Source organism: Pseudomonas sp. GGS8 (assembly GCF_024168645.1).
Classification (GTDB): Bacteria; Pseudomonadota; Gammaproteobacteria; order Pseudomonadales; family Pseudomonadaceae; genus Aquipseudomonas.
Genome location: NZ_JALJWF010000001.1, coordinates 4435375 through 4459807 on the forward strand (window position 1 = coordinate 4435375; position 24433 = coordinate 4459807).

23 protein-coding genes are annotated in these 24433 nt (G+C 58.1%); 6 read left to right on the forward strand and 17 right to left on the reverse strand.

From position 1 onward, the window contains the following. Window positions 1-179: 179 nt before the first annotated feature. Window positions 180-1109: an N-acetyl-gamma-glutamyl-phosphate reductase gene (gene argC, locus J3D54_RS20005; RefSeq protein WP_253426665.1), complete on the reverse strand. Its 930-nt coding sequence runs from the start codon at window positions 1107-1109 to the stop codon at window positions 180-182. A gap of 114 nt (window positions 1110-1223) precedes the next feature. Here argC and J3D54_RS20010 point away from each other — a divergent pair, with 114 nt between their 5' ends. Further along, the gene (locus J3D54_RS20010; protein WP_253421911.1) at window positions 1224-2108 is read left to right on the forward strand and encodes a LysR family transcriptional regulator; all 885 of its coding nucleotides are present in this window, start codon (window positions 1224-1226) and stop codon (window positions 2106-2108) included. A 34-nt stretch (window positions 2109-2142) separates the two neighbouring features. Here the strand turns inward: J3D54_RS20010 and J3D54_RS20015 are convergent, their stop codons facing one another. Further along, window positions 2143-2757, reverse strand: a complete 615-nt coding sequence (locus J3D54_RS20015; RefSeq protein WP_253421914.1) for a LysE family translocator — start codon at window positions 2755-2757, stop codon at window positions 2143-2145. Window positions 2758-2965: 208 nt separating this feature from the next. Then, complete coding sequence (locus J3D54_RS20020) at window positions 2966-3826, reverse strand: LysR family transcriptional regulator (protein WP_253421918.1); 861 nt, start codon at window positions 3824-3826, stop codon at window positions 2966-2968. Window positions 3827-4019: 193 nt separating this feature from the next. On the opposite strand from J3D54_RS20020, the gene J3D54_RS20025 reads away from it, so the two are divergent. Further along, window positions 4020-5546: an MFS transporter gene (locus J3D54_RS20025; protein WP_253421921.1), complete on the forward strand. Its 1527-nt coding sequence runs from the start codon at window positions 4020-4022 to the stop codon at window positions 5544-5546. A gap of 87 nt (window positions 5547-5633) precedes the next feature. On the opposite strand, the gene J3D54_RS20030 is transcribed toward J3D54_RS20025, so the two are convergent. The 5 genes from J3D54_RS20030 to J3D54_RS20050 form a co-directional block, all read right to left on the reverse strand. Next, window positions 5634-6374 (reverse strand): Mut7-C RNAse domain-containing protein, encoded by a 741-nt coding sequence (locus J3D54_RS20030; RefSeq protein WP_253421924.1) that lies wholly within the window; start codon window positions 6372-6374, stop codon window positions 5634-5636. 486 nt (window positions 6375-6860) lie between these two features. Then, window positions 6861-7628, reverse strand: a complete 768-nt coding sequence (phnE, locus tag J3D54_RS20035) for a phosphonate ABC transporter, permease protein PhnE (protein WP_253421927.1) — start codon at window positions 7626-7628, stop codon at window positions 6861-6863. Next, on the reverse strand, window positions 7625-8452 hold the full coding sequence (locus J3D54_RS20040) for an ABC transporter permease (RefSeq protein ID WP_253421930.1): 828 nt from the start codon (window positions 8450-8452) through the stop codon (window positions 7625-7627). Before J3D54_RS20040 ends, phnE begins: the two co-directional genes overlap by 4 nt. Then, the gene (locus J3D54_RS20045) at window positions 8446-9243 is read right to left on the reverse strand and encodes a phosphonate ABC transporter ATP-binding protein (RefSeq protein WP_253421944.1); all 798 of its coding nucleotides are present in this window, start codon (window positions 9241-9243) and stop codon (window positions 8446-8448) included. The genes J3D54_RS20040 and J3D54_RS20045 overlap by 7 nt, the downstream gene beginning before the upstream one ends. Continuing rightward, entirely contained in the window at window positions 9240-10091 is an 852-nt protein-coding gene (locus tag J3D54_RS20050; RefSeq protein ID WP_253421946.1) for a putative selenate ABC transporter substrate-binding protein, read from the reverse strand. Before J3D54_RS20050 ends, J3D54_RS20045 begins: the two co-directional genes overlap by 4 nt. A 516-nt stretch (window positions 10092-10607) precedes the next feature. Between J3D54_RS20050 and J3D54_RS20055 the strand changes: the two genes are divergently transcribed. Then, on the forward strand, window positions 10608-11201 hold the full coding sequence (locus J3D54_RS20055; RefSeq protein WP_253421948.1) for a hypothetical protein: 594 nt from the start codon (window positions 10608-10610) through the stop codon (window positions 11199-11201). 1084 nt (window positions 11202-12285) lie between these two features. On the opposite strand, the gene J3D54_RS20060 is transcribed toward J3D54_RS20055, so the two are convergent. The 3 genes from J3D54_RS20060 to J3D54_RS20070 form a co-directional block, all read right to left on the reverse strand. Continuing rightward, the gene (locus J3D54_RS20060) at window positions 12286-12549 is read right to left on the reverse strand and encodes a hypothetical protein (protein ID WP_253421950.1); all 264 of its coding nucleotides are present in this window, start codon (window positions 12547-12549) and stop codon (window positions 12286-12288) included. A gap of 77 nt (window positions 12550-12626) precedes the next feature. Continuing rightward, window positions 12627-13868: an OprD family porin gene (locus tag J3D54_RS20065; RefSeq protein ID WP_253421953.1), complete on the reverse strand. Its 1242-nt coding sequence runs from the start codon at window positions 13866-13868 to the stop codon at window positions 12627-12629. Window positions 13869-13987: 119 nt separating this feature from the next. Then, a complete protein-coding gene (locus tag J3D54_RS20070) occupies window positions 13988-15283 on the reverse strand; it encodes an MFS transporter (protein WP_253421956.1) in 1296 nt (431 codons plus the stop codon). A 285-nt stretch (window positions 15284-15568) separates the two neighbouring features. On the opposite strand from J3D54_RS20070, the gene J3D54_RS20075 reads away from it, so the two are divergent. The 3 genes from J3D54_RS20075 (at window position 15569) to J3D54_RS20085 (ending at window position 18054) form a co-directional block, all read left to right on the forward strand. After that, window positions 15569-16516, forward strand: coding sequence for a LysR family transcriptional regulator (locus tag J3D54_RS20075; RefSeq protein WP_253421960.1), 948 nt, complete (start codon window positions 15569-15571; stop codon window positions 16514-16516). A 91-nt stretch (window positions 16517-16607) separates the two neighbouring features. Further along, window positions 16608-17411 (forward strand): putative hydro-lyase, encoded by an 804-nt coding sequence (locus J3D54_RS20080; protein WP_253421969.1) that lies wholly within the window; start codon window positions 16608-16610, stop codon window positions 17409-17411. Between the two features lie 82 nt (window positions 17412-17493). Then, the gene (locus tag J3D54_RS20085) at window positions 17494-18054 is read left to right on the forward strand and encodes a hypothetical protein (protein WP_253421972.1); all 561 of its coding nucleotides are present in this window, start codon (window positions 17494-17496) and stop codon (window positions 18052-18054) included. A 142-nt stretch (window positions 18055-18196) separates the two neighbouring features. Here J3D54_RS20085 and J3D54_RS20090 read toward each other — a convergent pair whose 3' ends face one another. The 6 genes from J3D54_RS20090 to J3D54_RS20115 form a co-directional block, all read right to left on the reverse strand. Beyond that, the gene (locus tag J3D54_RS20090; RefSeq protein WP_253421975.1) at window positions 18197-19228 is read right to left on the reverse strand and encodes an HlyD family secretion protein; all 1032 of its coding nucleotides are present in this window, start codon (window positions 19226-19228) and stop codon (window positions 18197-18199) included. A gap of 6 nt (window positions 19229-19234) precedes the next feature. Next, complete coding sequence (locus tag J3D54_RS20095) at window positions 19235-20710, reverse strand: MFS transporter (protein ID WP_367399653.1); 1476 nt, start codon at window positions 20708-20710, stop codon at window positions 19235-19237. Between the two features lie 71 nt (window positions 20711-20781). After that, window positions 20782-22317 (reverse strand): efflux transporter outer membrane subunit, encoded by a 1536-nt coding sequence (locus J3D54_RS20100; RefSeq protein ID WP_253421980.1) that lies wholly within the window; start codon window positions 22315-22317, stop codon window positions 20782-20784. 113 nt (window positions 22318-22430) lie between these two features. Beyond that, window positions 22431-22835, reverse strand: a complete 405-nt coding sequence (locus J3D54_RS20105; protein ID WP_253421983.1) for a cupin domain-containing protein — start codon at window positions 22833-22835, stop codon at window positions 22431-22433. Between the two features lie 181 nt (window positions 22836-23016). Then, window positions 23017-23496, reverse strand: a complete 480-nt coding sequence (locus J3D54_RS20110) for a carboxymuconolactone decarboxylase family protein (RefSeq protein ID WP_253421986.1) — start codon at window positions 23494-23496, stop codon at window positions 23017-23019. A gap of 86 nt (window positions 23497-23582) precedes the next feature. Next, window positions 23583-24332, reverse strand: coding sequence for an SDR family oxidoreductase (locus J3D54_RS20115; protein ID WP_253421989.1), 750 nt, complete (start codon window positions 24330-24332; stop codon window positions 23583-23585). Between the last annotated feature and the right edge of the window lie 101 nt (window positions 24333-24433).

The following is a 24433-nucleotide window of genomic DNA, read 5'->3' on the forward strand; positions in this document are numbered from 1 at the left end:
TACCTTTAAGTGGGGGGGCGGCTTCAGGTACGAACCTGGCTTGACCACAACTTCATCTGCCGGCTCATTGCGACCCGCATAACGAGGCAGTTCCTGGGGGGGGCTCATCGTACCCATGGTACTGCCTCTAATCCTGGCTCGAGACGAGGATGTCACGCTGATTTTCGCGGTAATCTGAGTCATGTTCCTGCAAGCATCAAATCCAGATTCTGCACTGCCGCTCCAGCTGCTCCCTTCCCAAGATTGTCGAACACCGCAGCCAACAAAACCTGGCCCGTTTCATCATTCTCAAACACTGACAATCGCAAACCATCAGTCCCGTTCAGCGCCTGAGGATCAAGGTACGTCAACCCTTTAGCCTCCTGCATCGACATCACCTGCACATGGCTCGCATCGACGTAGTGCTGCATCAGACACGCATGCAACTGCACCGCACTCACACCTGGCGCCAACAACCGTGTTTGCAAGGGGATGGTCAGTACGATCCCCTGCCGAAAAGCGCCATAGGCCGGCACAAACATCGGCCGCTCTGTCAGACCGCTTTGCTGCTGAATCTCCGGAATATGTTTGTGTGCCAGCCCCAGCCCATAGACCTGAAACGCCGAAGCCTGTGCTGCGCCTTCTCCTTCATGCTCTTCCACTCCGACACGTCCTTTCCCGGAATAACCCGACACGGCATGAATGTTCATCGGGTAATCCCTGGGCAGTAATCCGGCCTCCAGTAACGGGCGCAGCAACCCTATCGCCCCCGTTGGATAGCAACCGGGATTGCTGACCCGTCGCGCGGCGGCGATGCGTCGGGTCTGCCGCGGATTCATCTCCGCGAAACCATAGGTCCATTCTGGATGGGTACGGTGTGCCGAACTCGCATCGATCACCCGCACGGCGGGGTTTTCGATGGTCGCTACAGCGTCGCGTGCGGCTTGGTCGGGCAAGCAGAGAATCGCGATGTCGCAGTTGTTGATGGCTTCGGCGCGACGTTGCGGATCCTTGCGATATTCGGGGCTGAGTGTGTTAAGCCGCAGATCCTTCCGGTCGCGTAGGCGTTGATGGATTTGCAACCCGGTGGTGCCTTGGTCGCCATCGATGAATACAAGGGGACTTACCATGGAATGCTCTCGGACATTGGAATTCAGGAGTTCCAATCTTCAGCGAGGCGTTAAGATAGGAAAAGTTGAATTTACAAACGATGAAAGTCAGTTTTTCTGAACAAGGAGTCACTCATGCGTGAAATCAGCCTGGACCGTCTGCGCACGTTGGTGGCAATTGCCGACCTGGGTTCGTTTGCCGAGGCGGCCCGTGTGCTGCACCTTGCGCCACCCACCGTCAGTTTGCATATCGCCGACCTGGAGTCGCGCGTGGGCGGCAAGCTGTTATCGCGTACGCGTGGGCGCATTCAGCCTTCAGCGATAGGGAGAACACTGGTGGAACGCGCGCGGCGCCTGTTGGCGGATGCGGAGCAGGCGCTTGAGGACGTGGAGCGTCAGGTACAGGGATTGGCCGGGCGTGTGCGGCTAGGTGCCTCCACAGGGGCCATCGCACAGTTGATGCCGCACGCTTTGGAGACGTTGAGCCAACGCCATCCCGCGATCGATGTGCAGGTCGCGGTGCTCACATCGCAGGAAACTTTGAAGAAGCTTGCCGAGGGCTCTTTGGAGATCGGTTTGGTCGCGCTGCCGCAGCCTCCGGTGAAGGGCTTGCGGATCGAGCCGTGGCGACGGGACCCGGTCATGGCCTTCTTGCCGGCTCGCTGGGAAGCCCCGGAGGTTGTGACTCCCGACTGGCTGTCTGCTCAGCCATTGATTCTGAATGACAACACCACTCGTCTTTCACGCTTGACTTCGGAGTGGTTCGCCAGCGGCGGACGGCAGCCTGCGCCGCGTATTCAACTGAACTACAACGATGCGATCAAAAGCCTGGTGGCGGCTGGCTATGGTGCGACGTTGTTGCCGCATGAGGCCTCCACGCCATTGCCTGATACCAGGATCGTCATGCGGCCATTACAGCCCTTATTGTGGCGTCAACTTGGTATTGCCCACCGTAGTCAGGACATCGAACGGCCTACGCAACATGTGCTGGATGTGCTGTGGGAGTTGAGTGCGGGGTAGGGTGATTTTGTCAGGCGAATCAATCGCGGGATTGCTAAACCAACTGGCGGACCCCCAGAGACAAAATCAAACCGCCGCACAGTCGATCGATGGCTTTTTTCCTCCCTTGATACGTGGAAGCAATCTTAGGTTGCGATAGAGCGATTGCGACCATTCCATACCAGGTCATTGAAACCACCACTACAACTGCCAGCATCGACAAAAACGTGCCTGGCGAAACGTGAGCGGGGGCTGCGGCTGAAAAGACAGCGGCATAGAAGGCCATGGACTTGGGATTGCCAATGTTGGTAATCACCCCCTGAAGAAAAGACTGCCGGCAACTACCGGCGACGGCATCATTTGGCGGGCCAAGCGCATTCTTCCCTGCGTTGATCAGCAGTCGGAATCCGAACCACATCAGGTAGGCGGCGCCCAGAACCTTTACAACAAGCGCAGCCCAAGGGAGCGCAGCAAATACAACCCCGAGACCTGCAATTGCACAGGTGGACCAGAACAAATTGACCAGTACGATGCCCGCTACCAAGGCCAGAGCTTCTGAACGTGTAGCAGCCACCGCTTTATGCACCACTGCAACGAAATTTGGCCCTGGGATAACGACACCGGCCAAGTAGATCAAAAAGACTGTCAAAACGGCGGAACCATCGATCATGTGCTTGCTCGCGAGTCCTGTGGACGGTGTTCGTCACGGAAATGAGATGTTCCAAAAGCAAGGTCGCTCGTGACCTCAACGTCCATCGAGATAAGAGTTTTACACAGGGCTCTCGAGATTTGGGGCTTTTTACACACTCTGGACTTAAAGCAACCCTTCGCAATCAACAGCGCACCTACTCTGGAATGCCAATGGCAGCCAGCTTGTTCTAGATCGATGGCGACTCAGACATCTCCACCAGCAGTTGTCCAAAGGCATTGGCCGCGGGCGTCTTTCCCGTGACACTCCATATCAGTCTGAAATCAGCATCCAGCAGCGGTGGCAGGCCATGTTGACCGTCAATCACCACCATTCCGGGCTCTAGATCGCCCAGCGGTAGGGCGGTGACGGCAAGTCCCGCCAATACCGCCGCTCTCAGTCCTTGTTGACTTGGAGAGGTAAAGGCGACCCGCCAATCCACGGTGGAACTCTCCAACGCATCAACGGCGACCTGGCGGTGCAAGCAGGGCGCTGGGGCAAACGCCAACGGCAAAGGGGCATCGCCGGTAAAGTCGAAACTCTGCGCAGCGGCCCAGACAAACCGGGTTTCGCGCAGCACGGTACCGCCGACCTGGCTGCCTGGCAATGCCATGACTACGGCCAGATCGAGCCCGTCGGCATCAACCAGCGCGCGCAGATCGAGGTAGGTGCCGACGGTTACATCCAGGCGTACGGCGGGAAATTGTCTGGCGAACCGAGTCAGTAACGGCGGCAGGCCGTCGCCGATAAAGTTTTCTGGCACACCGAAGCGCACGGCCCCGGATACCGGCGACGCTTCGAAACGTCGGGAGAGGGCGTCTTGTGCTCTGAGGATTTGTTCGGCATGGCGCAGAAAATCTTCGCCATCTTCCGTCAGCGTCAAACGTCGGGTGGTGCGTACCAGTAGCGTGGTACCGGCCTGTTCTTCCAAACGGCGGATCTGATGACTGATCGCTGACTGGCTCAAGTGCAGCCGCTCTGCAGCACGAGTGAAACTACCGGTGTCCTTGATCGCGACAAAAGCACGCAACAGAGCTGGGTCGAAGTCCATTAAGTCAACTCATGACGAATATTAATAAAACTTACGAAATTAAATCATTTCTGTCATTTTTTAATTACTTCCAGAATGCGGCCGGTCACTTGGACTTGTGCCGGGTGACGCTGGCGAGGCTCTCGCGTCTCTACGCCTGATGGCGTTCAGTGCGGTCTTGTCAGTGCCCATCAACTTGATCTGGAAGATCACGATGCAGTTCTCTTCTTCGCAAAAGGATATATTCACCATCGCCGCCGTGTGCTTGGCGTCGTTGATGTTCGGCCTGGAAATCTCGAGCGTGCCGGCAATCCTGCCCACTCTTGAATCGGTTCTGCACAGCGATTTCAACGATATGCAGTGGATCATGAATGCCTACACCATCGCCTGCACCACGGTACTGATGGCCACCGGCACACTGGCGGATCGATATGGGCGCAAGCGAGTGTTTGTCATCAGCCTGGTGCTTTTCGGCATAACCTCACTGGGCTGTGGATGGGCGCAAAACGCCAGCGTGTTGATCGCAAACCGATTCCTGCAAGGCATGTCCGGTGGTGCGATGCTGATCTGTCAGGTGGCCGTGCTGTCTCACCGATTCCAGTCGGGGGCTGCGCGCGGCAAAGCGTTCAGTGCCTGGGGAATCGTGTTCGGCATCGGTTTGGGATTTGGCCCGATAATCGGCGCCGTTATCGTGGCGTTGTCGAGTTGGGAATGGGTGTTTCTGGTGCATGCGCCCATTGCCGTGTTCGCGCTGGTGCTGGTGATCGCGGGTGTCGATGAGTCACGTGATCCGCAGCGTCGCAGGCTGGATGTGTTGGGCATTATTTCGTTGTCACTGGCTGTGTTAGGCCTTTCCTGGTTCATCACTCAGGGCGCGGGGGAGGGTTTCTCCAGCGGTTCGGCCATCACCAGTCTGATTGTGGCAATGGTCAGCTTCATCGTCTTTGTCGTTGCGCAGCGACGCTATGTCGATCCCATGTTCGACTTCTCGGTATTGCGCATCCGTCGCTTCTCGGGTGCGTTGCTAGGGTCGGCAGGCATGAACTTCAGCTTCTGGCCGTTCATGATTTACCTGCCCCTGTACTTTCAAAATAGTCTGGGCTACGCCAGTGTCGGCACCGGTCTGGCACTGCTGGCCTATACGCTGCCGACGCTGGTTGTTCCCCCGATAGGTGAACGGCTGGCGATGCGCTATCGACCTGAGGTGGTGATTCCCGCAGGTTTGTTCACCATAGGTTTGGGGTTCCTGTTGATGAAATGGGGCAGCAGTGTCACGCACGCCAGCTGGCTGACGATGCTCCCGGGCTGCCTGATCGCCGGAATTGGACTGGGGCTGACCAATACGCCTGTTACCAACACCACCACCGGATCGGTGCCCAGTGAACGTGCTGGCATGGCATCGGGCATCGATATCAGCGCTCGCATGATCAGCCTTGCAATCAATATCGCGCTGATGGGACTCATCTTGATGGAAGGTATCCGGTCTTCCTTGCGCGACCAGTTACCTGGCTCGCCCGATGAGGTGCAACTGAGATGGCTGGCGGAGAATATTTCGGCCGGCAACTCTGCCGTGCTGGTGCAAACTGGCCAAGGGATCACGATTCCGGTCGATGTCGCCAACGCAGCTTTAGCGCATGGGTTTGGCTGGGTGATGCTGTATGGCGGTATTGCTGCATGGGTGCTAGTGGCGGCGAGCTGCCTGGTCTTTCGTTCGAACAAAGCCGTTCATGCTCAGCAGTGACTGTCATTTGAAGGACTGCTTCTGGCCGTTATCTACCTGATGCAAAGCCAGTGATTCCTGGCAACGCAGCCGGCCCGATGCACTCGGCTATCGGTTCAGCAGAGGTGCCAACAGTGCACACATGCCGCGCCAGTGCGAACCCTCCCAGTAAATCCGTTGGCAGGCGTCGCAGCGCAGGAAGTGCGAATAGAGGACGCCAACGCGTGGTGGCACCTGCGGCCGGGCCAGTTCCGGGCTGATCTCGTGCAGCGGCAGGTTGCAATGAAGGCACAGGCTGAATGGCCGCGCGCTACGCGCCAGGTCGAGGCGCTCGTACAATTCGCGCAACTGCAGCGACGGTTTCAGAGCGTGCACGTAACAGCCGTGACTGATGATCCGCCGCTTGAGCAGTTCGCGGTCGCGGGTTAACACGATGCGTCCTTGCTGCGCAGCGATCTCGGCGATCTCGGCATCATCGAAGCCATTGTCGTAGAGGGTGTCGAAGCCGCTCATGCGCAGCAGGCTGGCCAGCCCGCCAAGGTGCGCATCAGCGATGAAGCGCAGCACCCGTAAAGGTTGTGCACGAACCTTGAGCAACGGGCTGATGTCCAGCGCTTCGAACTTGGGATACACCGCCAGCCGGTCACCGTCGAAAATCACTCGCTCGAAACCCACCGATTCGCCGTTGAGCAAGACCATCTCGACTTCGGTGTGCGGTATCCCGAGCGCCTCGATCATGTGCTTGACCGTCGCCCCTTGCGCGCACTCGCAAGTGAAGGACTGCCGCCGTCGCTCGGCCGGCAGGAAATCGTTGAGCTCCTCGTAGAAGCGGAAGGTTGCACGGGTCATGTTGAACAGTATGGCAGGGCTGCGGGATGAGCGAGTCCAGTGCGGACATCTTCTCCGGCAGGGCACAAACTACAATTGTAATCGTGTTGAAATTGACGCTTTGCTCAATTACTGCCGTCACTATGGACTATTTAGGCATCAAAATTGCTGTTTTTGCGCATAAGAACGAATGATCGAGCAGTTTGACTCATAACCTTCTAGTGGCAAGTTCTTAATTATTTTTGCATATTTTTCCATCTCGGCGGGGTCCTTGGACATGGCCACGACTTGTGCTTGATCGGAAAGATTGCCAATGAGTTCTGAGTAACACAGATTTGTATCGAAAGATGTTATGAGGACACCCGCATAGTAGGAAATCGCGCACGGCAGAATCATGCCTAATCCAACTATTATGTTTTTCATTGTGCGAGTGCCCACGTTAAGAAGAAAGACATTAAAAGAGCTATTGCACCCACCATCCTTAGAGTCTTCAGGTAATTGCTTGACTCATGCCTTGACCCAACGCTGACGGCTCCAGCTACTCAATGTATCGACCGCCAACACCAATAACAGCATCGCCAGAATAACCGTGCTGGCTTGAGCTTCCTGGAACAGGCTGAGGTTGACATAGAGCATTTGCCCCAAACCACCGGCGCCGACGAAGCCGAGCACGCTGGCCATGCGGATGTTGTTTTCCCAGCGGTACAGGATGTACGCCAGTAGCTGTGGCAACAGGTTGGGCAGGGTGCCGTAACAGAAAGCCCATACGGCATTGGCGCCCTGCAAACGGATGGCGTCGGCGGGTTCGGGTGGGGTGTTTTCCAGTGCTTCGGCAAACAGCCGGCCGAGCACGCCGGTGGTGTGCAGGGCTAAGGCCAGGGTGCCGGCGTTGGGGCCGAGTCCGGCGGCCAGGACCATCAGCGCGGCCCACACCAGTTCCGGCACCGCGCGCAAGGCGTTGAGCACCAGACGTGACGCGCTCTGCAAAGGCCAGCCATAGCGCCCGGCTGCGGGCAATGCCAATAACAGGCCGAATACCGCCGCGAGCAGGGTGCCAAGGGCAGACATGGCAAGGGTTTCCAGGGCACCGTGGCCGATGGCTTGCAGATGGCCCGAGCTCAGGTCCGGGCTGAGAAAACGCAGGGCATAAGCACCCATCTGTTTCAGATTGCCGGTGCCGCCGAGCTCGCGAAGGTCAATGCCCAGGTAGTTGAACGAGGCGACGACCGCTGCGCCGATGCACAGGAGCAGTGCCAGGTTGAACAGGCGATTCATGTCAGCCTCCAGCGCAGCAGGCGGCTGAGTTGATCGGCGAGCAGCACCAGGACGAGGAACGTCAGTAACAGACTGGCCACTTCACCACCGGCGAACATGCGCAACGACAGATCCATTTGCTGGCCCAGGCCGCCGGCACCGACGAAGCCCATCACCACCGAGGCGCGGATTGCGCATTCCCAGCGGTACACCGTGTACGACAGCAGTTCCGCAGCGACATTGGGCAGGATCCCGTAGCAAAAGGCTGCGAACCGACCGCTGCCGGACTGCAGTAGCGCGTGTACCGGGCGCTGGTCGACCGACTCGAAAATTTCCGCGTAGACCTTGCCCAACATGCCGCTGTAAGTGATGGCAATGGCCAGTACTCCGGCCGTCGGGCCGAGGCCGACCGCGCGCACGAATAGCAGCGCCCAGACGATTTCCGGCACGCTGCGAAGGAAGATCAGTAAGCCGCGTATGGGCCAACGCAGCAGTTTGCCCCAATAGCTCGGATGGCCAGCGCGGGAGGCAGCGGACAGCGACAGAGCACGACTGGCAAGCAGGCTGGCGGGGACTGCCAATAGCAACGCCAGGGCCATGCCGGCCGTGGCGATGGCCAGGGTCTGCAGGGTGGCTTGCAACAATAGCTGGATGAACTCTTCGCCATGGGCCGGTGGCCAGAACGCGGATACAAACCGGCCCATCTCGCTCTGACTGTCACTCGCCACCAGCACACGGAGGTCCAACTCGCTGAAGCGGATACCCGGCCACAGCAGGGCAAGGGCCAGCAGACTGAGCAGCAGACGGGGCAGGGCGGCCGGATCGCGGGTGCCAGACGTCAGCATCGGGGAATCTGCACGCTCAAGGGAGGCAGAGGAACCGGCGAGGATTGCAACTGCTCATTGGCGTAGAGCTTGTCGAGCAGCTCGCGGTCGACGGCGCTGGCCGCCAGGTCGAACAGGATCTGGCCATCACGCAAGCCGATGATGCGTGAAAAGTGCGCCAGGGCCAGCTCCACCGCATGCAGGCTGGCGACCAAGGTGACGTTCTGTTCCCGGGCATGGCGGCACAGTACCGAAAGCGTGTGCTGGGCCAACACCGGATCCATCGCCGATACCGGCTCATCGGCCAGCAACACCTCGGGCGCTTGATACAACACGCGGGCAATGCCTACGCGCTGTAGCTGTCCACCGGACAGTTGCTGGCAATGCGCGAACAACTTGTCACTCAGGTCCAGCCTGGCCAATGCCGCGCGTGCGCCTGGAACATCCAGTGGATGCAGCAGGTTCAGCAGGCTTTTGCCCAGCCCCCACTGACCCAGCTTGCCGGCCAGAACCGCGGTGACCACGCGCTGGCGTGGGGGCAGGGGAGGCGCCTGATGAATCAGACCGATGCGCGCGCGCAGCCGCTGGCGCTGACGGGCAGAAAGCTGCCAGACGCGCTCGCCGAGCACCTGCAGCTCGCCGTTGCCCGGTCGCAGGGCGGTGGCCAACAGGTTGAGCAGACTCGACTTACCCGCGCCGGACGGGCCGATGATCGCGACCTGTTCGCGTGCACCGATGTGCAGATCCACGCCACGCAGCGCCTGGACACCGTTGGCGTGGGTAAGGCTGACCTGGGTCAGATGCAATGTCATTTGAGCAGTTCGGCGGCGCGTGCGGCTTCCTCGATGCCCTTGTAGTTCTCAGGCTTGGTTTCGATGAAGCGGCTGGCGGCTTGCAGGTCCAGAATCTCCTTGTCCCTCGGGTTCGCCGGATCGAGCGCCAGGAACGCAGCCTTTATCTTGGCCGCCAGCGCCGGGTCGAGGGTTCCGCGCACCGTCCAGTTGTAGTCGAAGTAGGCTGGGGTGGTCGAAAACACTTTGACCTTGGTGGTATCGACCTTGCCGGCGGCGACCAGTTTTTCCCACACGCTGGCGTTGAGCACCCCGGCGTCGACCTTGCCGGCCTGGACCCAGGCGACAGTGGCGTCATGGGCACCGGAATAGCCTACGCGACTGAAATAGCTTTCCGGCTTGATGCCCTCCTTGAGCATGAAATAGCGCGGCATGAGACTGCCGGAAGTGGAGGACACCGAGCCGAATGCAAAGGTCTTGCCCTTGAGATCGGCGAGGGACTTGACGGCTGGGTCGGCGGTGATGAATTTGCTGGTGAATTGAGCGTCCTGTTCGCGCTGCACCAACGGAATGGCATTGCCGGTTTTCAGGCGTGCCTGCACGAACGTGAAGCCGCCCAGCCAGGCCAGGTCGATGCGATCGGTAGCCAGCGCCTCGACCACCGCCGGATAGTCGCTGACAGGCACGAACTCAACCTTCATGCCCAATTGTTGTTCCAGATAGGCGCCAAGCGGCTTGAACTTGCGCAGCAGTTCGGTCGGGGCTTCATCGGGAATCGCGCTGACTTTCAGGGTCTCGGCGGCTTGCGCCAGCAGGGTGCAAAAAGACAAGGACAAGCCGACGGCCACTGCCAGGGTACGCTTGAGCATGGAAGATCTCCGGTGCATTTACGGAAGAATGTCGAGGCGCCAAGCACACGGTGATTGCTGCGTGGCGCTGTGTGAGGGTAGCCGAAATGGAGCGAAATTGACTGCTTTTGGGCTATTGCTGTTTATTGCGAAGAGCGGCCACACGACCGATTCTGTTGAAAAAGTCGGTTCTTTCAGACTGCCGCATATTGACCGCAGAAAATGCCTTTTTTGCGCGCTGCTACGCGAAATCCGAGCCCGGAATCCTCTGCTCAATGTAAAGATTTCAATCTCAAACGCGTACTTTTCTAACGTGGAAACCATCGCCGACTTTTCAACAGAATCGACCCAAAGCTGCCAGTGAGTACAAACCTGAAATAGTTATTCAAATGCCCCGATGGCGTGGCCCCGAGATCAGGGCCCCTTTGCTCCAACGAATATTGCGCTCTACTCCCAGCAGAGCCAGCAAAGCCCACACCGGATGACGGCGTTATACCCACTAGTGTTACCATCGCGCTGAATTGTCTGGGGGTATCTATGCGTCTTTTACCGCTGATTTATCTGGTTGCCAGCCTCACGCTTGCTGCCTGCAGCATTCCGTACCAAACCCCACAGGCTAGGGCTCAGATAGAGCAGGACTTGGGCGTTTCAGCCAATGACATTGTCGCGATATCTGAGTCAGGTTTTTGCAGGCTGAAGTACGGCAGTGAAGCGGTCTGCGATGCAGAGCATGGTCTGGCAGTGCTCACCCGGCAGGAGCTGATTCTTAGTCTCTATAAAAACGACAAATATGTTCCAGCACATGTTCTGAAAACCGCTGATGTGCTCTGTGGCCATACAGCCACATCGCGAGAGGCGGCAGAAGCACTAAATATGTTCACTACGGACTATACTTTTGTATTGCTACCAGTAGATGCTCAACACAAATGGAATGGACCGATGCATAGACAAATGATTGATTATTTATTGGCTGACGGTCAGCCGCTGCTGATCGGAAGAGGAGGGAAATCTTCTAGGTTGAGCGATAAAGAAAAAATGGTGAGCGGGATGATTCCAGGAACAAAAATTCCTTTTTTTACTGAGTTTAAGTACTCCGAGCAGTTCAATCCTTGCCCCGTTGCCAAAGGCTGAGACAGGTCAAGCATAGGCATTTCATCTACTGCCGTCTAAGGTTTGACGCGAAGGGAATGCACAAACGTGACGCCACCGAAGAGTTGCTCGTGAGAAATTGACCGAGTAGATATCGATCGATTCATTGACGTGTTAAGTCCTTAGCCAATCTGTTGCATCGACCGGTTGAATCCACAACCCAAACCGGTCATTCGCAGACGGCGGATATTGGCCGGTGCCCGCGAACATTCATCGGCTAACTCAATGGAGGTACTTGCGTCGCAAGAGATGGGTGACGACCATCAGCACAAATAAAGACACAGACCCAAAAACCAATAAATTAAGAAGGTCTGATTGTGTCAAGGTTATATATGAAAATGCGCCATGATTATTAACCAGAATCTGATGCGTTGCATCTAAGCTTTTCGTGCCTTCCCATGCATAACAAACAAACAAATAATTTCGATAAAAGAACAGTGAGGCGCCAGAAATCCCAGCGGTAAATTCAAATATGATGGTAATTGTCTTTATTCTCATCACGATAAATTCCCGGCAGTCCCAGAATTGTATTCGCTCGCCCAGCAAAAGCCCCCTCTGTGTTAAATTGTTGATGTTATGAGTAGTCACACCATTGGCAGTGAACATACTTCGTGGTGAGGAGCGGGACAAATCGAAGCGCCTTATTCCCGCACCTGGGGCAGCGCACATTTGAGAGTTTTATTAGTAGTGTGAAAGCAACGATTCCCCAGCCAATGTTAAGTGCGGTAAATACCCATTCAGGTGGTTCTCCCCAAAAAAAATCTATTGATGTTATAGCTATAAAGTCAATCAAAAAGCCAATAGGGAGCCAAAGCCAGAACATTTTGCGGCGCCGACGTACATCTTTTAAAAGTGGATTTTCATCGTAGGGCGTCATGTTTATTTAATCTCAGGTAGTAATACCGTATCCGACAATAATAGACCTCTATGCCATCATTTTCCTGGTCGGTGTACTGCTGGCTGCTAACACGGGTGGCTGATGCTGTTGGTCTGGCCATAGGGCGCGCAGGTGTATTTGCGGTGAGCACTCCGGCGAGGAGGTTGGCCCGTACCGGTGAGGTGCTGCCTATGGGCTAGAGACAGGATGAATAAGCCAGGCATATTGCGCCAGCAGTCCCGCAACCAAACCGATTCCTCCTTGAATGCGCACCCACCGAATGGCCGCTCTACTACCAAGAGATTCGCTTGTAATACTGAATATGGTTTTCATGTACCCCATCCAGATGCGACTTTGTTGTACATAAGCCAGCACACGTTTCGGTGCAAACGCCATTGCAGCCGATAGGAATACACACCACAAAATAATCAATAACAGGAACAGCCTGAGCATTTATGCCTCCCGTTGCGCTTCCCCAATGCTTTGTTGGCTAGTAATCACCCTATACCTCGCCACGCTGCGACTGGCATTTACCAAAGCGCCAGGGTGTAGCTGAGGATCAAGCGGTTCTCATCCAGATCATTACCGAAGTTCGAACGCACTGACGCGTTGCGCCATTTGAGGCCCAGCCCCTTCAACGTACCGTCCTGCACCACATAAGCGATATCGGTATTGCGCTCCCATTCCTTGCCTTCACCTGGCGCTGCGCGTTGCACATTGTCGCCAGAGATGTAGCGGGTCATAAAACTCAGCCCCGGCACACCGAGTGCCGCAAAGTTGTAGTCGTAGCGTGCTTGCCAGGAATGCTCGTCGATGTTGGCGAAGTCGCCGATTTGCACGAAGTTGACCAGGAACGGATCGCTGCGCCCGATATACGGAAACGGATCGTCGCCGCTCATGCGCTGGTAGCCGAAGCCCACAGCATGGCCACCAAGGCTGTAGGTAAACAGTGCACCAAAGGCCTGGTTGTCGAGCTTACGGAAACTGCCGTCTTCGGTACTGCGCGCATAGCGCACGTCGCTCTTGAGCGACTGGCCCTTGCCCAGGTCCAGCGAGTGCACCAGCCCGAGGTAGTTCTGCTGGTAGATATTTTCCAGCTTGCCGTAGCGGTACTGCGCAGTCAGGTTCGGCATGAACTGATAGTCAGCCCCGGCAAACTGGAACTTGTCACTTTGCCCGCCGATGCGGTTGGCGGTCATGTTCTGATAATCGGTGGAGTCAACAACATTGATCTGTGTGAGTTGACCGGCCGTGAGCTTCAAATGGTCGATTTCCTGCACATTGACCACGCCGCCCTTGAAGGTAGACGGTAACAAGCGAGTGTCATTGGAGTTCACCACCGGGTCCTTGATTTGCAAAGTCCCAAGCTTCAGGGTGCTGTTGGACAAGCGCACTTTGGCGGTCATGCCCAATTTGCTGTAGCTATTTTGGGAGCCACCGGACAAATCCGCCGGCAACAGATTGGTGCCCGCAGTCCCTCCACCAGAGTCCAGTTTGAAACCGGCCATGCCCAAGGCATCCAGGCCAAAGCCCAGAGTGCCGGCGGTGTAACCAGACTCCATCCGCAACAGGAAGCCTTGCGCCCATTCCTCGGCCTTGTCCCGCGAATCGGCCTGGCGGAAATCGCGATTGAAATAGAAATTGCGCGCTTCCAGGCTGCCTTTACTGTCGGCAATGAAGTCCGCCTGAGCAGCCGGTGCACAGAGCAGGCTCAAGCCCAGCAATGTGCCCGCCGGGACGTACAAGCGTTGGGTGGAAATCAAATCGTTCATGCCGTGCTCCTTTTGCAGGCGCGAGCGAGCCCTCTCGGGGGCGTTGCGCTCGCGACCGATGTTGTCGATAAGAAGTGGATCAGCGACGTCTGGGCCGTCTTGCTCAGACGTGTCGGGGCTCAGGGCTCGAGTTGTCGACCGCGGGTTTCCGGCAGACTCAACGCCGCCAGAATCACCACGCCATAAGCACCGGCTGCGAAGATTCCGATACCCGTACCAATTGGCAGCTTGTCGCTCAGCGCACCGATGAACAACGGGAACAGCGCGGCGATGGAGCGTCCGGCGTTGTAGCAGAAGCCCTGGCCCGAACCGCGCATGCGAGTCGGAAACAACTCGGTGAGAAATGCCCCCATGCCGGCAAAGATCCCTGAGGCGAAAAAGCCCAGCGGGAAACCGAGCCAGAGCATCAAGCTGTTATCGATGGGCAACTGGGTGTAGGCCAGGACAATCGCCATGGAACCGACAGCGAACAGGATGAAGTTCTTCTTGCGACCGATGGCATCGGTCAGCAGCGCACTGGTCACATAGCCGATGTACGAACCGACGATAACCATCGCCAGATATCCGCCGGTGCCGAGCACGCTCAGGCCCCGTTCGGTTTTCAGGTAGGTCGGCAACCAGGTGGTGATCGCGTAGTAGCCGCCCAGCGCGCCGGTGGTCAACAACGACGCACGCAAGGTGGTGCTGAGCATCCGTGGTGAGAAAATTTCGAAAAACGCCCACGGCGAGTCCTGCTCAGGTTTGGCCTTGCGCTCGCGCCGGGTGTGCTCAAAGGTGTCCGATTCCTTGACTAGCCGGCGAATCACCAGCACAAACAACGCAGGCACCAAGCCGATCATGAACAGCGCCCGCCAGGCTTCTTCCGGCGGTAGAAAACTGAACAACCCGGCATAGAGCAACGCCGTCAGCCCCCAACCCAGAGCCCAACCGGCCTGAACCATGCCTACCGCTTTGCCCCGATCCTGTGAGCGAATCACTTCGCCGATCAGCACCGCGCCCGCCGTCCATTCACCGCCGAAGCCAAAGCCCATCAAGGTCCGGGCCACCAGCAATTGCTCGTAGTTCTGCGCCAGCCCACACAAAAAGGTGAAGAGCGCGAACCACAGGACCGTCAGCTGCAGGGTTCGTACCCGGCCGATGCGGTCGGACAAAATCCCGGCAACCCACCCGCCTGCCGCCGAGGCCAGCAACGTACAGGTGCCGATCATTCCGGCATCGCCCTTGGAAATGCCCCAGGTGGCGATCAGTGTGGGAATCACGAAACTCAGCATCTGAGTGTCCATGCCGTCCAGGGCATAGCCGATCTTGCAGCTCCAGAATGTGCGTTTCTCATTTTTTGACAGAGGGCCGTACCAACTGAACGGGCCGGCGCGGCCCGTGCCTGAAGGCACGCTGTCAATTATGGTCTTTTCCATAGGGGTTCCTGCGGCAGCAAGCGAAGATGACGGACACGCCTCATTGTTTTTTTGTGAAGGCGGTGTCGTGGGGGGCCAGACGCAGTGGCTGCGTCATGGGGTGGATTCTTCGCGCCGCGGCAGAATGACGTCAAACGGGAAAAAGGCGAGGTTGCACATAAGAAAATTTGATACCTGTGCGACGGCTTCTGGAGTAACAATTGCCAGGTGCCGAACATGTTTCCCTATGGGAGAGCAGTGTCTGCACCCCCAAATACAAAAGCTGCGAAAGCCATGAGAGTCGCCATGAACCTCAAATTCCTCGAAACCTTCGTCTGGGTTGCCCGACTGCAAAGCTTTAGCCTGACCGCGGAGAAAATGTTCAGCACTCAGGCCGCTATCTCCAGCCGGATTGCCTCGCTGGAAGAGGAGTTGGGCCTGCGTTTGTTCGTGCGTGATTCGCGTGGGGTGTCACTGACACCCGAAGGTGTGAAAGTGCTCGACTATGCCGAGCAGATGCTTGAGGTTCAGCGAGCGTTGAAGCACTCGCTGGACAACACCAGCCAGCAGCAGGGCCTGGTGCGTATCGGCGTGATGGATACAGTGATCCACACTTGGCTCAGCCCGTTTATGTCGACCTTGATGCAGACTTTCCCCACCGTGGAAATCGAGATCAACGCCGACGCCGCGCGCAACCTGTGCGACCAGCTGCAAAAAGGCTATCTGGACATCGTGTTCCAGACTGACCTGATCCGCCACGAAAGCGTACGTAATCTCGAATTGGCGCACTATCCCATGCACTGGATCGCCGCCAGCAACTCGATCTATGCCCGCCCCTTTGCCTCCCTTGCCGAGTTGGCCAGTGAGCGCATCATCACCTTCGTTAAAAACTCACGACCCCATCAGGATGTACTCAACCTCCTGCACGCCCATGGCATCAGTACGCCGCGAGTCAGTTGCGTCAACTCTGTTTCAGCCATGACCCGGTTGATTCGAGACGGCTTCGGTATTGGCGCATTACCGGCCGCATTAGTGGCTAAGCCCTTGGCCAGTGGCGAGCTGATTCAGCTGGAACCGGGCACAAGCTTGCCACAATTGGATGTCGTGGCTTCGTGGCGCGCCGGAGTCGGCCTGGAATTGATCGAGAGCATCGTCAACATGAGTCGCCAAGTGGTTTGCCAATACGCTGAGGATGTCGGCCCGCTTCGAATGGTTCCAACGCCCGGTCTCAACAGCCGACAGCCCATTGAATAACTATTAGTTGTTCGGGGGTAACAACATTCCTAGTTGGACGGCATCGTCATGGTTTTCTAAAAAGAGTCATCGAACCTGAAGAGATGCCGTGATGAATCAGTCAGTCCTGTCCTTTGAGCAATTGCAGCAGCGTTCTCCTCTGGCTCTGCGCCAAAGCATTGCCGCCGGGCAATATCGGGGCCATACCAGCGGCTTGGCCCAAGGTCGGGTGCAAGCCAATATCGTGATTCTGCCCAATGATTGGGCTAACGAGTTTCTCCGGTATTGCACGCTCAATCGGCAGGCGTGTCCGGTGCTCGACGTTACCGAACCGGGTGATCCGCATTTTCGTAATCTCGGGACGGCCATTGATATCCGCCATGACGTGCCCCGATACAGGGTCTATCGCCATGGCGAGCTGAGCGAAGAACCGTCGGATATCGAGCATTTGTGGCAGGACGACATGGTCGCCTTTGCCCTCGGCTGCTCGTTCTCTTTTGAACAACCCCTGCTTGAGGCTGGCATCCGCCTCAGGCACATAGATCTGGGGCGCAATGTCGCGATGTTCCGGACCAACATCGACACACGCTCGACCGCTCGCCTGTCCGGCAAACTGGTGGTGACCATGCGCCCGATGAAAGCCGCCGCGGCGATCCAGGCGATTCAGATCACCGCACGCATGCCCAATGTCCACGGGGCGCCCGTACACATCGGTGATCCGGCGCTGATTGGCATCCATTCGCTAAGCAACCCGGACTACGGCGATGCCGTACCGATCGAAGCCGACGAAATCCCGGTGTTCTGGGCCTGCGGCGTGACCCCGCAATCGGTGGTGCAAGCTTCACGTCCGCCGCTGTGCATCACCCATGCCCCCGGTTGTATGCTGGTGACGGATTTATGGAATAGCGCTTTATAAAGGCGTACGGGCTCATGTGTCATAGTCATGTGAGCCTCGTATAAGGCGGCACTCAACCCAGTATGGATGCGACGAACAAACAATGAACACGGCTCAACTATCGATTCGACAGTACATCAACGCCAAGGACGGCAACCGTCCACATTTGTTACACCAGGCCTTTGCGCCAGACGCGATACTGGACATGGTCGTGCACACCGGATCTATCTCGTTTCCACCCCACGTTGAAGGCCTTGGACCTATCGGTGATGTGCTGGTCAGGCGATTCGGTCAGACCTTCGAAAATGTTTATACCTTCTGCCTGGGACGCCCACCTGAACCGCAGGCCAAAACATTCCAGTGTAAATGGCTGGTCGGCATGTCCGACAAGCACTCCGGTGAAGCCCGGGTCGGTTGCGGTTTGTATGAATGGCAGTTCAGCCCCGAGTCGGGACTTGTCCAGAGTCTCACTATCACCATCGAGCACATGAAAACCCTGCCAGCGACTGATCTGCACTGCATCATGGAATGGGTATCGCATCTGGATTACCCCTGGTGCCGCCCGGAAGTGTTAGTGAGCAATGCTCCAGACATAGACCTGCTTGATGAGGTGATCCAGTACGTTGCGGCCAATATTCCCACTGCGCTAATGCCGTCTGCCTGACGTACGCAGATTCTGGTTTTACGACTGTTATGCAGCCGAACGCAGCCTTAGGCAGCGGCTACAGATAGCCTTGCGGATCGATACCGGGTGCGATGATAAAGATCGCGCTGGGTTTACGGGCGGCAGTGGGTTCTTTGTTCATTTACCGGATACGGATTTTCGGTATCACGGACATGCCGACTCGCAGCTTCGCCGCCGCGGGCTGGTCGGGATTAATGTGAATGCGCACCGGCAAGCGCTGGACGATTTTCGTGAAGTTGCCAGTGGCGTTGTGTGGCGCAACGGCGGAGTAGCTGACGCCGCTGGCCGGTCCCAGGCTGTCCACCGTTCCTTGCAGCGTCTCGCCCGGCAAGGCATCCACCTCGATATCCACGGCTTGACCCTTTTGTACGCGCGCCAGTTGCGTCTCCCTGTAGTTGGCCGTGACATAGACGGCATCGAGCGGAACAATCGCCAGCAAGGGTTTCCCTGCATTGACGAAGGCACCGATACGTACCGATTTCTGCCCGATCGTGCCGCCGATCGGCGCAGTGATACGGGTATAGGAAAGTTTCAGCTCTGCGATGGCTTGTGCGGCTTGCGCGTGGGCAAGAGCCGCCCTGGCGTTCTCCAGATCAGCTTTCAGGATATCCACTTGCTGGCGAGCCGCCTGTAAACCCGCTTGGCTCTTTTCCCCCCGGGCCAGTTGAATACTCAATTGCGCTTCGGCCTGTTGCCGCGCTTGCACCGTTCCTGAGCCGTCGGTGGCCAGGTTGCGATAACGCGTCTGATTGACGCTGGCCAGCTTGAGCGCGGCGTCGTCTGCGGCAACTGCCGCTTGGGCCTGGCGGATGGCGGTTTCCTGCTGAATCAGGTGCGCTTGCAGGCTGGCGATGCCGGCCCGGGCGCTGGCGACCTGGGCCTTCGCCGCGTTCACGGCCACCACGAAATCACGGTCGTCAATGATCGCGAGCAGATCGCCTTTCTTTACCTGTTGGTTGTCTTCGACCATTACCGTATCAACCGTTCCCGATATCTGCGGTGCGACGGTGGTGAAGTCGGCGAGGACGTAGGCATCGTCCGTGGACTGGGTCGATGCGCTGGATTCGGGGCGATTGAGATAGAGAACACCGCCGATCGCCACCGCAAGCAGTAGCACCGCACTGATGATCCTGGCTTTCTTTGGTAAGGCCATGATGGGTTATCCGTGTGAGGAAGATGAAGGAGAAGAAGAGGGCGCGGGGATGTAGGTCAGCCGCAGCACCAGAGGAATCAACAGCAGTGCCAGAATGCCCAGCACGCGATAGGCGTCGGCGATCGACAGCACCAGCGACTGCTGACCAATGAGACCCATCAGTTGGGAGGGCTCAAGCGCAAGGGCGTTATCTGTCAGGGCCGCATGGTCCAGCAGCATTTCCCCATGGAAACGACCGCGCACGGTCATCAGCTGTCCGACCACCGCAGCACCGATCAGCGACCCGAAGGCGCGCAGGGTATTGATGGTGCCGGACACATAAGGTCCTTCGTGGGGTTGCACAACGCTGGTGACCAGAAACAGCATCGATACCACCGCCATTGGCTGACCAAAGGCTTGCAGCGTTTGCACCACGACGAACTGCTCGCGGCTCCAGTCGGAGGTCAATTGCGCGCCGCAAAAGCACGCCAGCGCGATCAACAACAACCCCAACGCAAACACGATTCGCGCATCGACCCACTTCTGGTACAGCAGCAGCGCCACCACAGGCCCCAGGACCAGTTGCGGCAAGGCGACGATCAAACCGATCGACGCCATTTGCAGGGGCCGGTAGTTCTGCAGAGGGCTGAGATAGCTGGCCGGCAAGAGTGAGCTGGACATCAGCACCACCAGCAGGCAGACGAACAGAATGCAGCCCAGCCCCAGGTTGCGGCGGCCGAGGATCTGCAATTTGATGAAGGGCGAGGGGTGATACCACTCGGTCAGCAGGTAGACGGCCAGCAGGGCCAGCCCGGCCACCAGCGATAAGGTGATCAACGGCGAATGAAACCAGTCCAGCCGTACGCCTTGATCGAGGGCAACGGTGATCAAGCCGAGCGCCGGCACGCCGCAGACCATCCCGGACCAATTGGGCTGCCCAAAGCGTGCGATCTGGATGGGCTCTCGCGGCAACCCCCACCCGACCAACAATCCGGCGATGATGGTCAGGGGAATGATCTGCCAGTACACCCAGCGCCAGTCGAACAGCCCATCCGTCCAGTACCCGGCCAGCCAGATCGAGAGATTGGGTGCGAAGGTCGCAGTCATCGCATACAGCGCCAGCCCATACAGCCGTATGGGCGGTGGCAGGAATTTCAGCGCCGCCATCATCAGCAGCGGGATCGTCGTGCCGCAGGCAATGCCTTGCACAAAGCGCAAGGTCAGCAGCAGGTTCAGATCGTGGATGAAGGGCAGGATCACCGCCAACAGCGCACAACTACCGAGCATCCACAGCTCGAAGCGGCGCAGCGAAAGCGTAATGGCAGACCACGCCGCAAAGGGCATGGCAATCAATTCCCCGGCGCTGTACGCGGTGGTCAGCCAAGAGGCGTCGTCGAGGCCAAAACCGAGCGCGCCGCGTACATCCGCCAGCGCCAATGCGCCGACACGGGTGTTCAACCCCGCCATCATGGCCGCGATGAAAATCCCGACCAGACCTGCCATGGGGCGTTTCGAGGGCTTGGCCAAGGACGCACCGGAAGCGGGGACGTCCGCTGGCGACAAGGCGACGTCGTTCATTGATCGGCCTTCGAGCGTGAAGCAACCGGCGTCACAAGGGCAACCGGGCGATCCGATGAAGGTGCCGTCGAATGATCGATGCCAGCCTGCGGGTCCCAACCGCCACCCAGCGACTTGTAGAGGTTGACCACGGTGAGCGTGGCGTTGGTCGCGCTGTCATTGAGACTGGTTTGGCTGGCAAGCACATTGAGCTGCGCCGTCAGTACACTCAGATAGTCCGTAGCGCCTTGCTGATAACCTCGCTCGGCAGCTTGCAATGCCTGCTTGTTCTGTTCATACGAATCCAGCAATTCAGCGTGCCGGCGCTGTTGGGCAGCCCAGGCGTCCAGGGCATTGTCCACTTCATGCCAGGCTCGCAACACCGTTTGCCGATAAGCCAGCGCGGCGGTTTTTTGCCGTGATTCGTTCAGGGCCAGGCGCTGCGTCAACCGACCTCCCTGAAAGATCGGAAGGTAAACCGTCGGGCCGACGGAAAAGAAGCGCGAGTCCCAACTCGCGAGATCGCCGCTTTCAAAAGCTTCCACGCCGACTTTTCCTTTCAAGCCGATACGCGGGTAGAAATCAGCCTTGGCCACACCGATGGCGGCAGTTGCGGCATGGAGCTGGGCTTCGGCGCGCAGGATGTCGGGTCGCCGGTGAGCCCATTCAGAAGAGACGCCGACCGGTACGCGGGTTGGCAGTGAAGGCAAGGGCATGGCTTCACGCAGTTGCGCATCGAGCGCACGCGGTTGTTCTCCCAACAACAATGCAACTGCATTCATCAGGGCGTAGCGACGCTGGGTCAGTTCGGGAACCATGGCCTTGATCGTCGCCAACTGTGCGTGAGCGGACGAGGTTTCGAAGCGCGTAGCGACGCCGTTACGCTCGCGGCTTTCGGCCAGGCTGAGGGTGCGTTCGGCAATCGTCAGATTTTGCTGCGCGATGTCCAGTTGTGCCTGCGTTCCGCGCAACTGCAAATAGGTTCGCGCCACTTCGGCGGACAAAGTCACCCGCGCTGCTTCGCGGTCATACACTGTGGCTTCCAGGGTCGCCGCAGCACCTTCGCGCGCGCGTTGTGCGCGGCCCCACAGATCGAGCTCCCAACTGGCATCGAATCCAAGCTGCCAGAAATTGTTGGGAGCAGTGGGCGCTCCCAGGGCGGCGAACTTGCCGTGTTCGCTGAGCCCCTCACGCGTGTAGCTGGCGTTGGCCGCCACGCTGGGCAGCAACGGCGAGGAGGCAATGCCCAGTTGCGCCCGGCTTTGTTCGATGCGTTCGGAGGCTAATTGCAGATCGAGGTTGTCTGCCTGCGCACGTGATTGCAGCTCGGCGAGCACGGCGTCGTTGAACAACAACCACCACTGGGAGGGCACTGCGGCGTCGGAAGTCAGGGGGACGCTCGCTTGGTCTTGTCTGGGCGCTAGCACTGCTTCGCGGAGACCGCTCTCAGGCTTCACGAAGTCGGGGCCGACCATGCAGCCGGCCAGCGAGACTGCGCCTAGCGTTGCGATTGCGCACTGCCGTAATTGTGAAAGCAGCCGTTGTGAGGTCATTGCAGCGTCCTGTCGAGGAAGGGATCGCCCCAGGCCGATATCGTTGAACGGATGATGTCGGCCGAGTAGGGCGTCACCGAGCACGCAGCTGGCCGCGTGTGCGGGCGGTGCTGTCAGTGCACCGGAGTAAAAATGGGCTTACTCTTGTCCTTCAACAGGACGACCAGAAACTTGGCGGGTTTGGTGAGGCTGGCGTTGCGCCCGACCGTGTGGATGTCGTCCGGGCCTTCGTAGAAGGTCTGGCCCGGTGTCAGCGTGACGGATTCGCCGCCGCGCACACCCATCACAATCGAACCCTCCAGCACATAGATAAATCCGTGTGCATTGTGCCGATGCACGGGATCGCCTCCACCCGGTGGAAACTCCACGGTGATCATCACCGCTTCCTTGCCGGGATAGTCCGCCAGTGCTTTGGTCATCAGCGGTGTTACCTGCGCCGGTGGTGGTGGCGCCGCTTGTGCGCCGGCGGCGCCGGTGGTCAACAGGAGCCCTATGGCGAAGATTCTGAACATGGACATGGCGTGTTCCTCGTTGTCGGTCCGGTAGGGGGTAATGTCGGTAAGTTACTGTGGCGAGGGGGCTTGTCGGAACGCCGCACCGCCCCGTTGGGCTGCGAAGCTGCCCAAAAATCTCTGATGTATCAAAAGTCTTGTGAGTGCTGCGCACTCAAACGGGGGCAAGCCCCCTCGCCACACCTGATCAGGACAGGCCGGACTTGTCTACGCCGAATGCCTTGTCGTACGTGCCGGGCACGACCTGGAAGCCCACGTTGATGCGATTCCAGGCATTGATCGACATGACCAGGAAGGTCAGATCGGACAATTCCTTCTCGGACAGTTGTATGCGAACACGCTCATAGAGCTCATCAGGCACGCCATGGGCGGGAATCTGGGTGAGGATTTCGGTCCACGCCAAGGCAGCGCGCTCGCGTGGGCTGAACAGCGTTGACTCACGCCAGATGGCGACATGGTGAATCCTGAGTGGCCGCTCGCCATGGATCGTGGCTTCCTTCACATGCATGTCCACGCAGAAGGCGCAGCCGTTGAGTTGCGATGCCCTGATATCCACGAGATCGCGCAGCGACTCCTCGATGGCACATTGCTTGAAGGCAAGGCTGAACTCGACGAACTTCTTGAACAGCTCGGGGGATTGCTTCTGGTAATCGATGCGCTGAGTCATGGTGAATCCTCTGTGTGAGAAGTACGTAGGTGGAAATTCGATGGCGTCCTGCCCCTGGCCAGTTGGCCAGCTGACTGGCGCGATCCTTAAGCCGATGTGCGACTGAGCCAGTTCAGGAAACGTGTCGGACCGATGTGCGAGTCGTCACCCGCGACCAGGGATCGATCATTCAACTCATTGCCGAAGTAGCGCGCATGCACGTCGGCGATGACCTGCCGCTTGTCGTGGTGCGCGGCAAGAAACTTGCGCGCCAGTTCATCGAGAGGGAAACGATCAGGTCCGCCCACCTCGACGATGCCGTTGACCGGTGCCCCGACCGCAAGATCGGCCAGCACCGCCGAGACGTCATCCGATGCGATGGGCTGGATAAGGGCAGGCGAGAGGTGAATCGTGTCGCCCTCTGCCCCTGAGTTGACAATGCCTTCGATGAACTCGAAGAACTGCGTCGAGCGCAGGATGGTGTAGGGGATTTTCGACGCCTTGATCAGCTCTTCCTGGGCGACTTTTGCCCGGAAGTAACCGCTTTGCGGCAGACGATCGGGGCCCACGACAGAGAGCGCGACATGGTGCTCTACGCCAGCGGCCGCTTCGGCTGCAAGCAGGTTTCGACCGGACGTTTGAAAGAATTCCATGACGGCCCGGTCTTCAAATGAGGGAGAGTTCGCCACATCGACGACGACCTGAGCACCGGCAAGCGCTTCGGCCAGCCCCTCGCCAGTGAGGGTGTTCACGCCTGTGCGTGGCGAGGCCGCCACCGTCTCGTGTCCATTGAGACGTAGCCTGCTGACAATGTTCGACCCGATCAGTCCGCTACCGCCAATAACGACAATTTTCATGTCCCGCTCCTCGGTTGGGTGTCGATCAAATTTCGTTGCAGTGATCGATATAGGGAGCATGCTCGCCAGTAGGGCGTAATACTTTGCCGAAGCCTTGGGTT

Excerpts from the sequence above, each read along its gene's own strand:
- argC (WP_253426665.1), bottom strand. The coding sequence starts at position 1,109 with ATGGTAAGTCCCCTTGTATTCATCGATGGCGACCAAGGCACCACCGGG.
- J3D54_RS20010 (WP_253421911.1), top strand. The coding sequence starts at position 1,224 with ATGCGTGAAATCAGCCTGGACCGTCTGCGCACGTTGGTGGCAATTGCC.
- J3D54_RS20015 (WP_253421914.1), bottom strand. The coding sequence starts at position 2,757 with ATGATCGATGGTTCCGCCGTTTTGACAGTCTTTTTGATCTACTTGGCC.
- J3D54_RS20020 (WP_253421918.1), bottom strand. The coding sequence starts at position 3,826 with ATGGACTTCGACCCAGCTCTGTTGCGTGCTTTTGTCGCGATCAAGGAC.
- J3D54_RS20025 (WP_253421921.1), top strand. The coding sequence starts at position 4,020 with ATGCAGTTCTCTTCTTCGCAAAAGGATATATTCACCATCGCCGCCGTG.
- J3D54_RS20030 (WP_253421924.1), bottom strand. The coding sequence starts at position 6,374 with ATGACCCGTGCAACCTTCCGCTTCTACGAGGAGCTCAACGATTTCCTG.
- phnE (WP_253421927.1), bottom strand. The coding sequence starts at position 7,628 with ATGAATCGCCTGTTCAACCTGGCACTGCTCCTGTGCATCGGCGCAGCG.
- J3D54_RS20040 (WP_253421930.1), bottom strand. The coding sequence starts at position 8,452 with ATGCTGACGTCTGGCACCCGCGATCCGGCCGCCCTGCCCCGTCTGCTG.
- J3D54_RS20045 (WP_253421944.1), bottom strand. The coding sequence starts at position 9,243 with ATGACATTGCATCTGACCCAGGTCAGCCTTACCCACGCCAACGGTGTC.
- J3D54_RS20050 (WP_253421946.1), bottom strand. The coding sequence starts at position 10,091 with ATGCTCAAGCGTACCCTGGCAGTGGCCGTCGGCTTGTCCTTGTCTTTT.
- J3D54_RS20055 (WP_253421948.1), top strand. The coding sequence starts at position 10,608 with ATGCGTCTTTTACCGCTGATTTATCTGGTTGCCAGCCTCACGCTTGCT.
- J3D54_RS20060 (WP_253421950.1), bottom strand. The coding sequence starts at position 12,549 with ATGCTCAGGCTGTTCCTGTTATTGATTATTTTGTGGTGTGTATTCCTA.
- J3D54_RS20065 (WP_253421953.1), bottom strand. The coding sequence starts at position 13,868 with ATGAACGATTTGATTTCCACCCAACGCTTGTACGTCCCGGCGGGCACA.
- J3D54_RS20070 (WP_253421956.1), bottom strand. The coding sequence starts at position 15,283 with ATGGAAAAGACCATAATTGACAGCGTGCCTTCAGGCACGGGCCGCGCC.
- J3D54_RS20075 (WP_253421960.1), top strand. The coding sequence starts at position 15,569 with ATGAACCTCAAATTCCTCGAAACCTTCGTCTGGGTTGCCCGACTGCAA.
- J3D54_RS20080 (WP_253421969.1), top strand. The coding sequence starts at position 16,608 with ATGAATCAGTCAGTCCTGTCCTTTGAGCAATTGCAGCAGCGTTCTCCT.
- J3D54_RS20085 (WP_253421972.1), top strand. The coding sequence starts at position 17,494 with ATGAACACGGCTCAACTATCGATTCGACAGTACATCAACGCCAAGGAC.
- J3D54_RS20090 (WP_253421975.1), bottom strand. The coding sequence starts at position 19,228 with ATGGCCTTACCAAAGAAAGCCAGGATCATCAGTGCGGTGCTACTGCTT.
- J3D54_RS20095 (WP_367399653.1), bottom strand. The coding sequence starts at position 20,710 with ATGGCAGGTCTGGTCGGGATTTTCATCGCGGCCATGATGGCGGGGTTG.
- J3D54_RS20100 (WP_253421980.1), bottom strand. The coding sequence starts at position 22,317 with ATGACCTCACAACGGCTGCTTTCACAATTACGGCAGTGCGCAATCGCA.
- J3D54_RS20105 (WP_253421983.1), bottom strand. The coding sequence starts at position 22,835 with ATGTCCATGTTCAGAATCTTCGCCATAGGGCTCCTGTTGACCACCGGC.
- J3D54_RS20110 (WP_253421986.1), bottom strand. The coding sequence starts at position 23,496 with ATGACTCAGCGCATCGATTACCAGAAGCAATCCCCCGAGCTGTTCAAG.
- J3D54_RS20115 (WP_253421989.1), bottom strand. The coding sequence starts at position 24,332 with ATGAAAATTGTCGTTATTGGCGGTAGCGGACTGATCGGGTCGAACATT.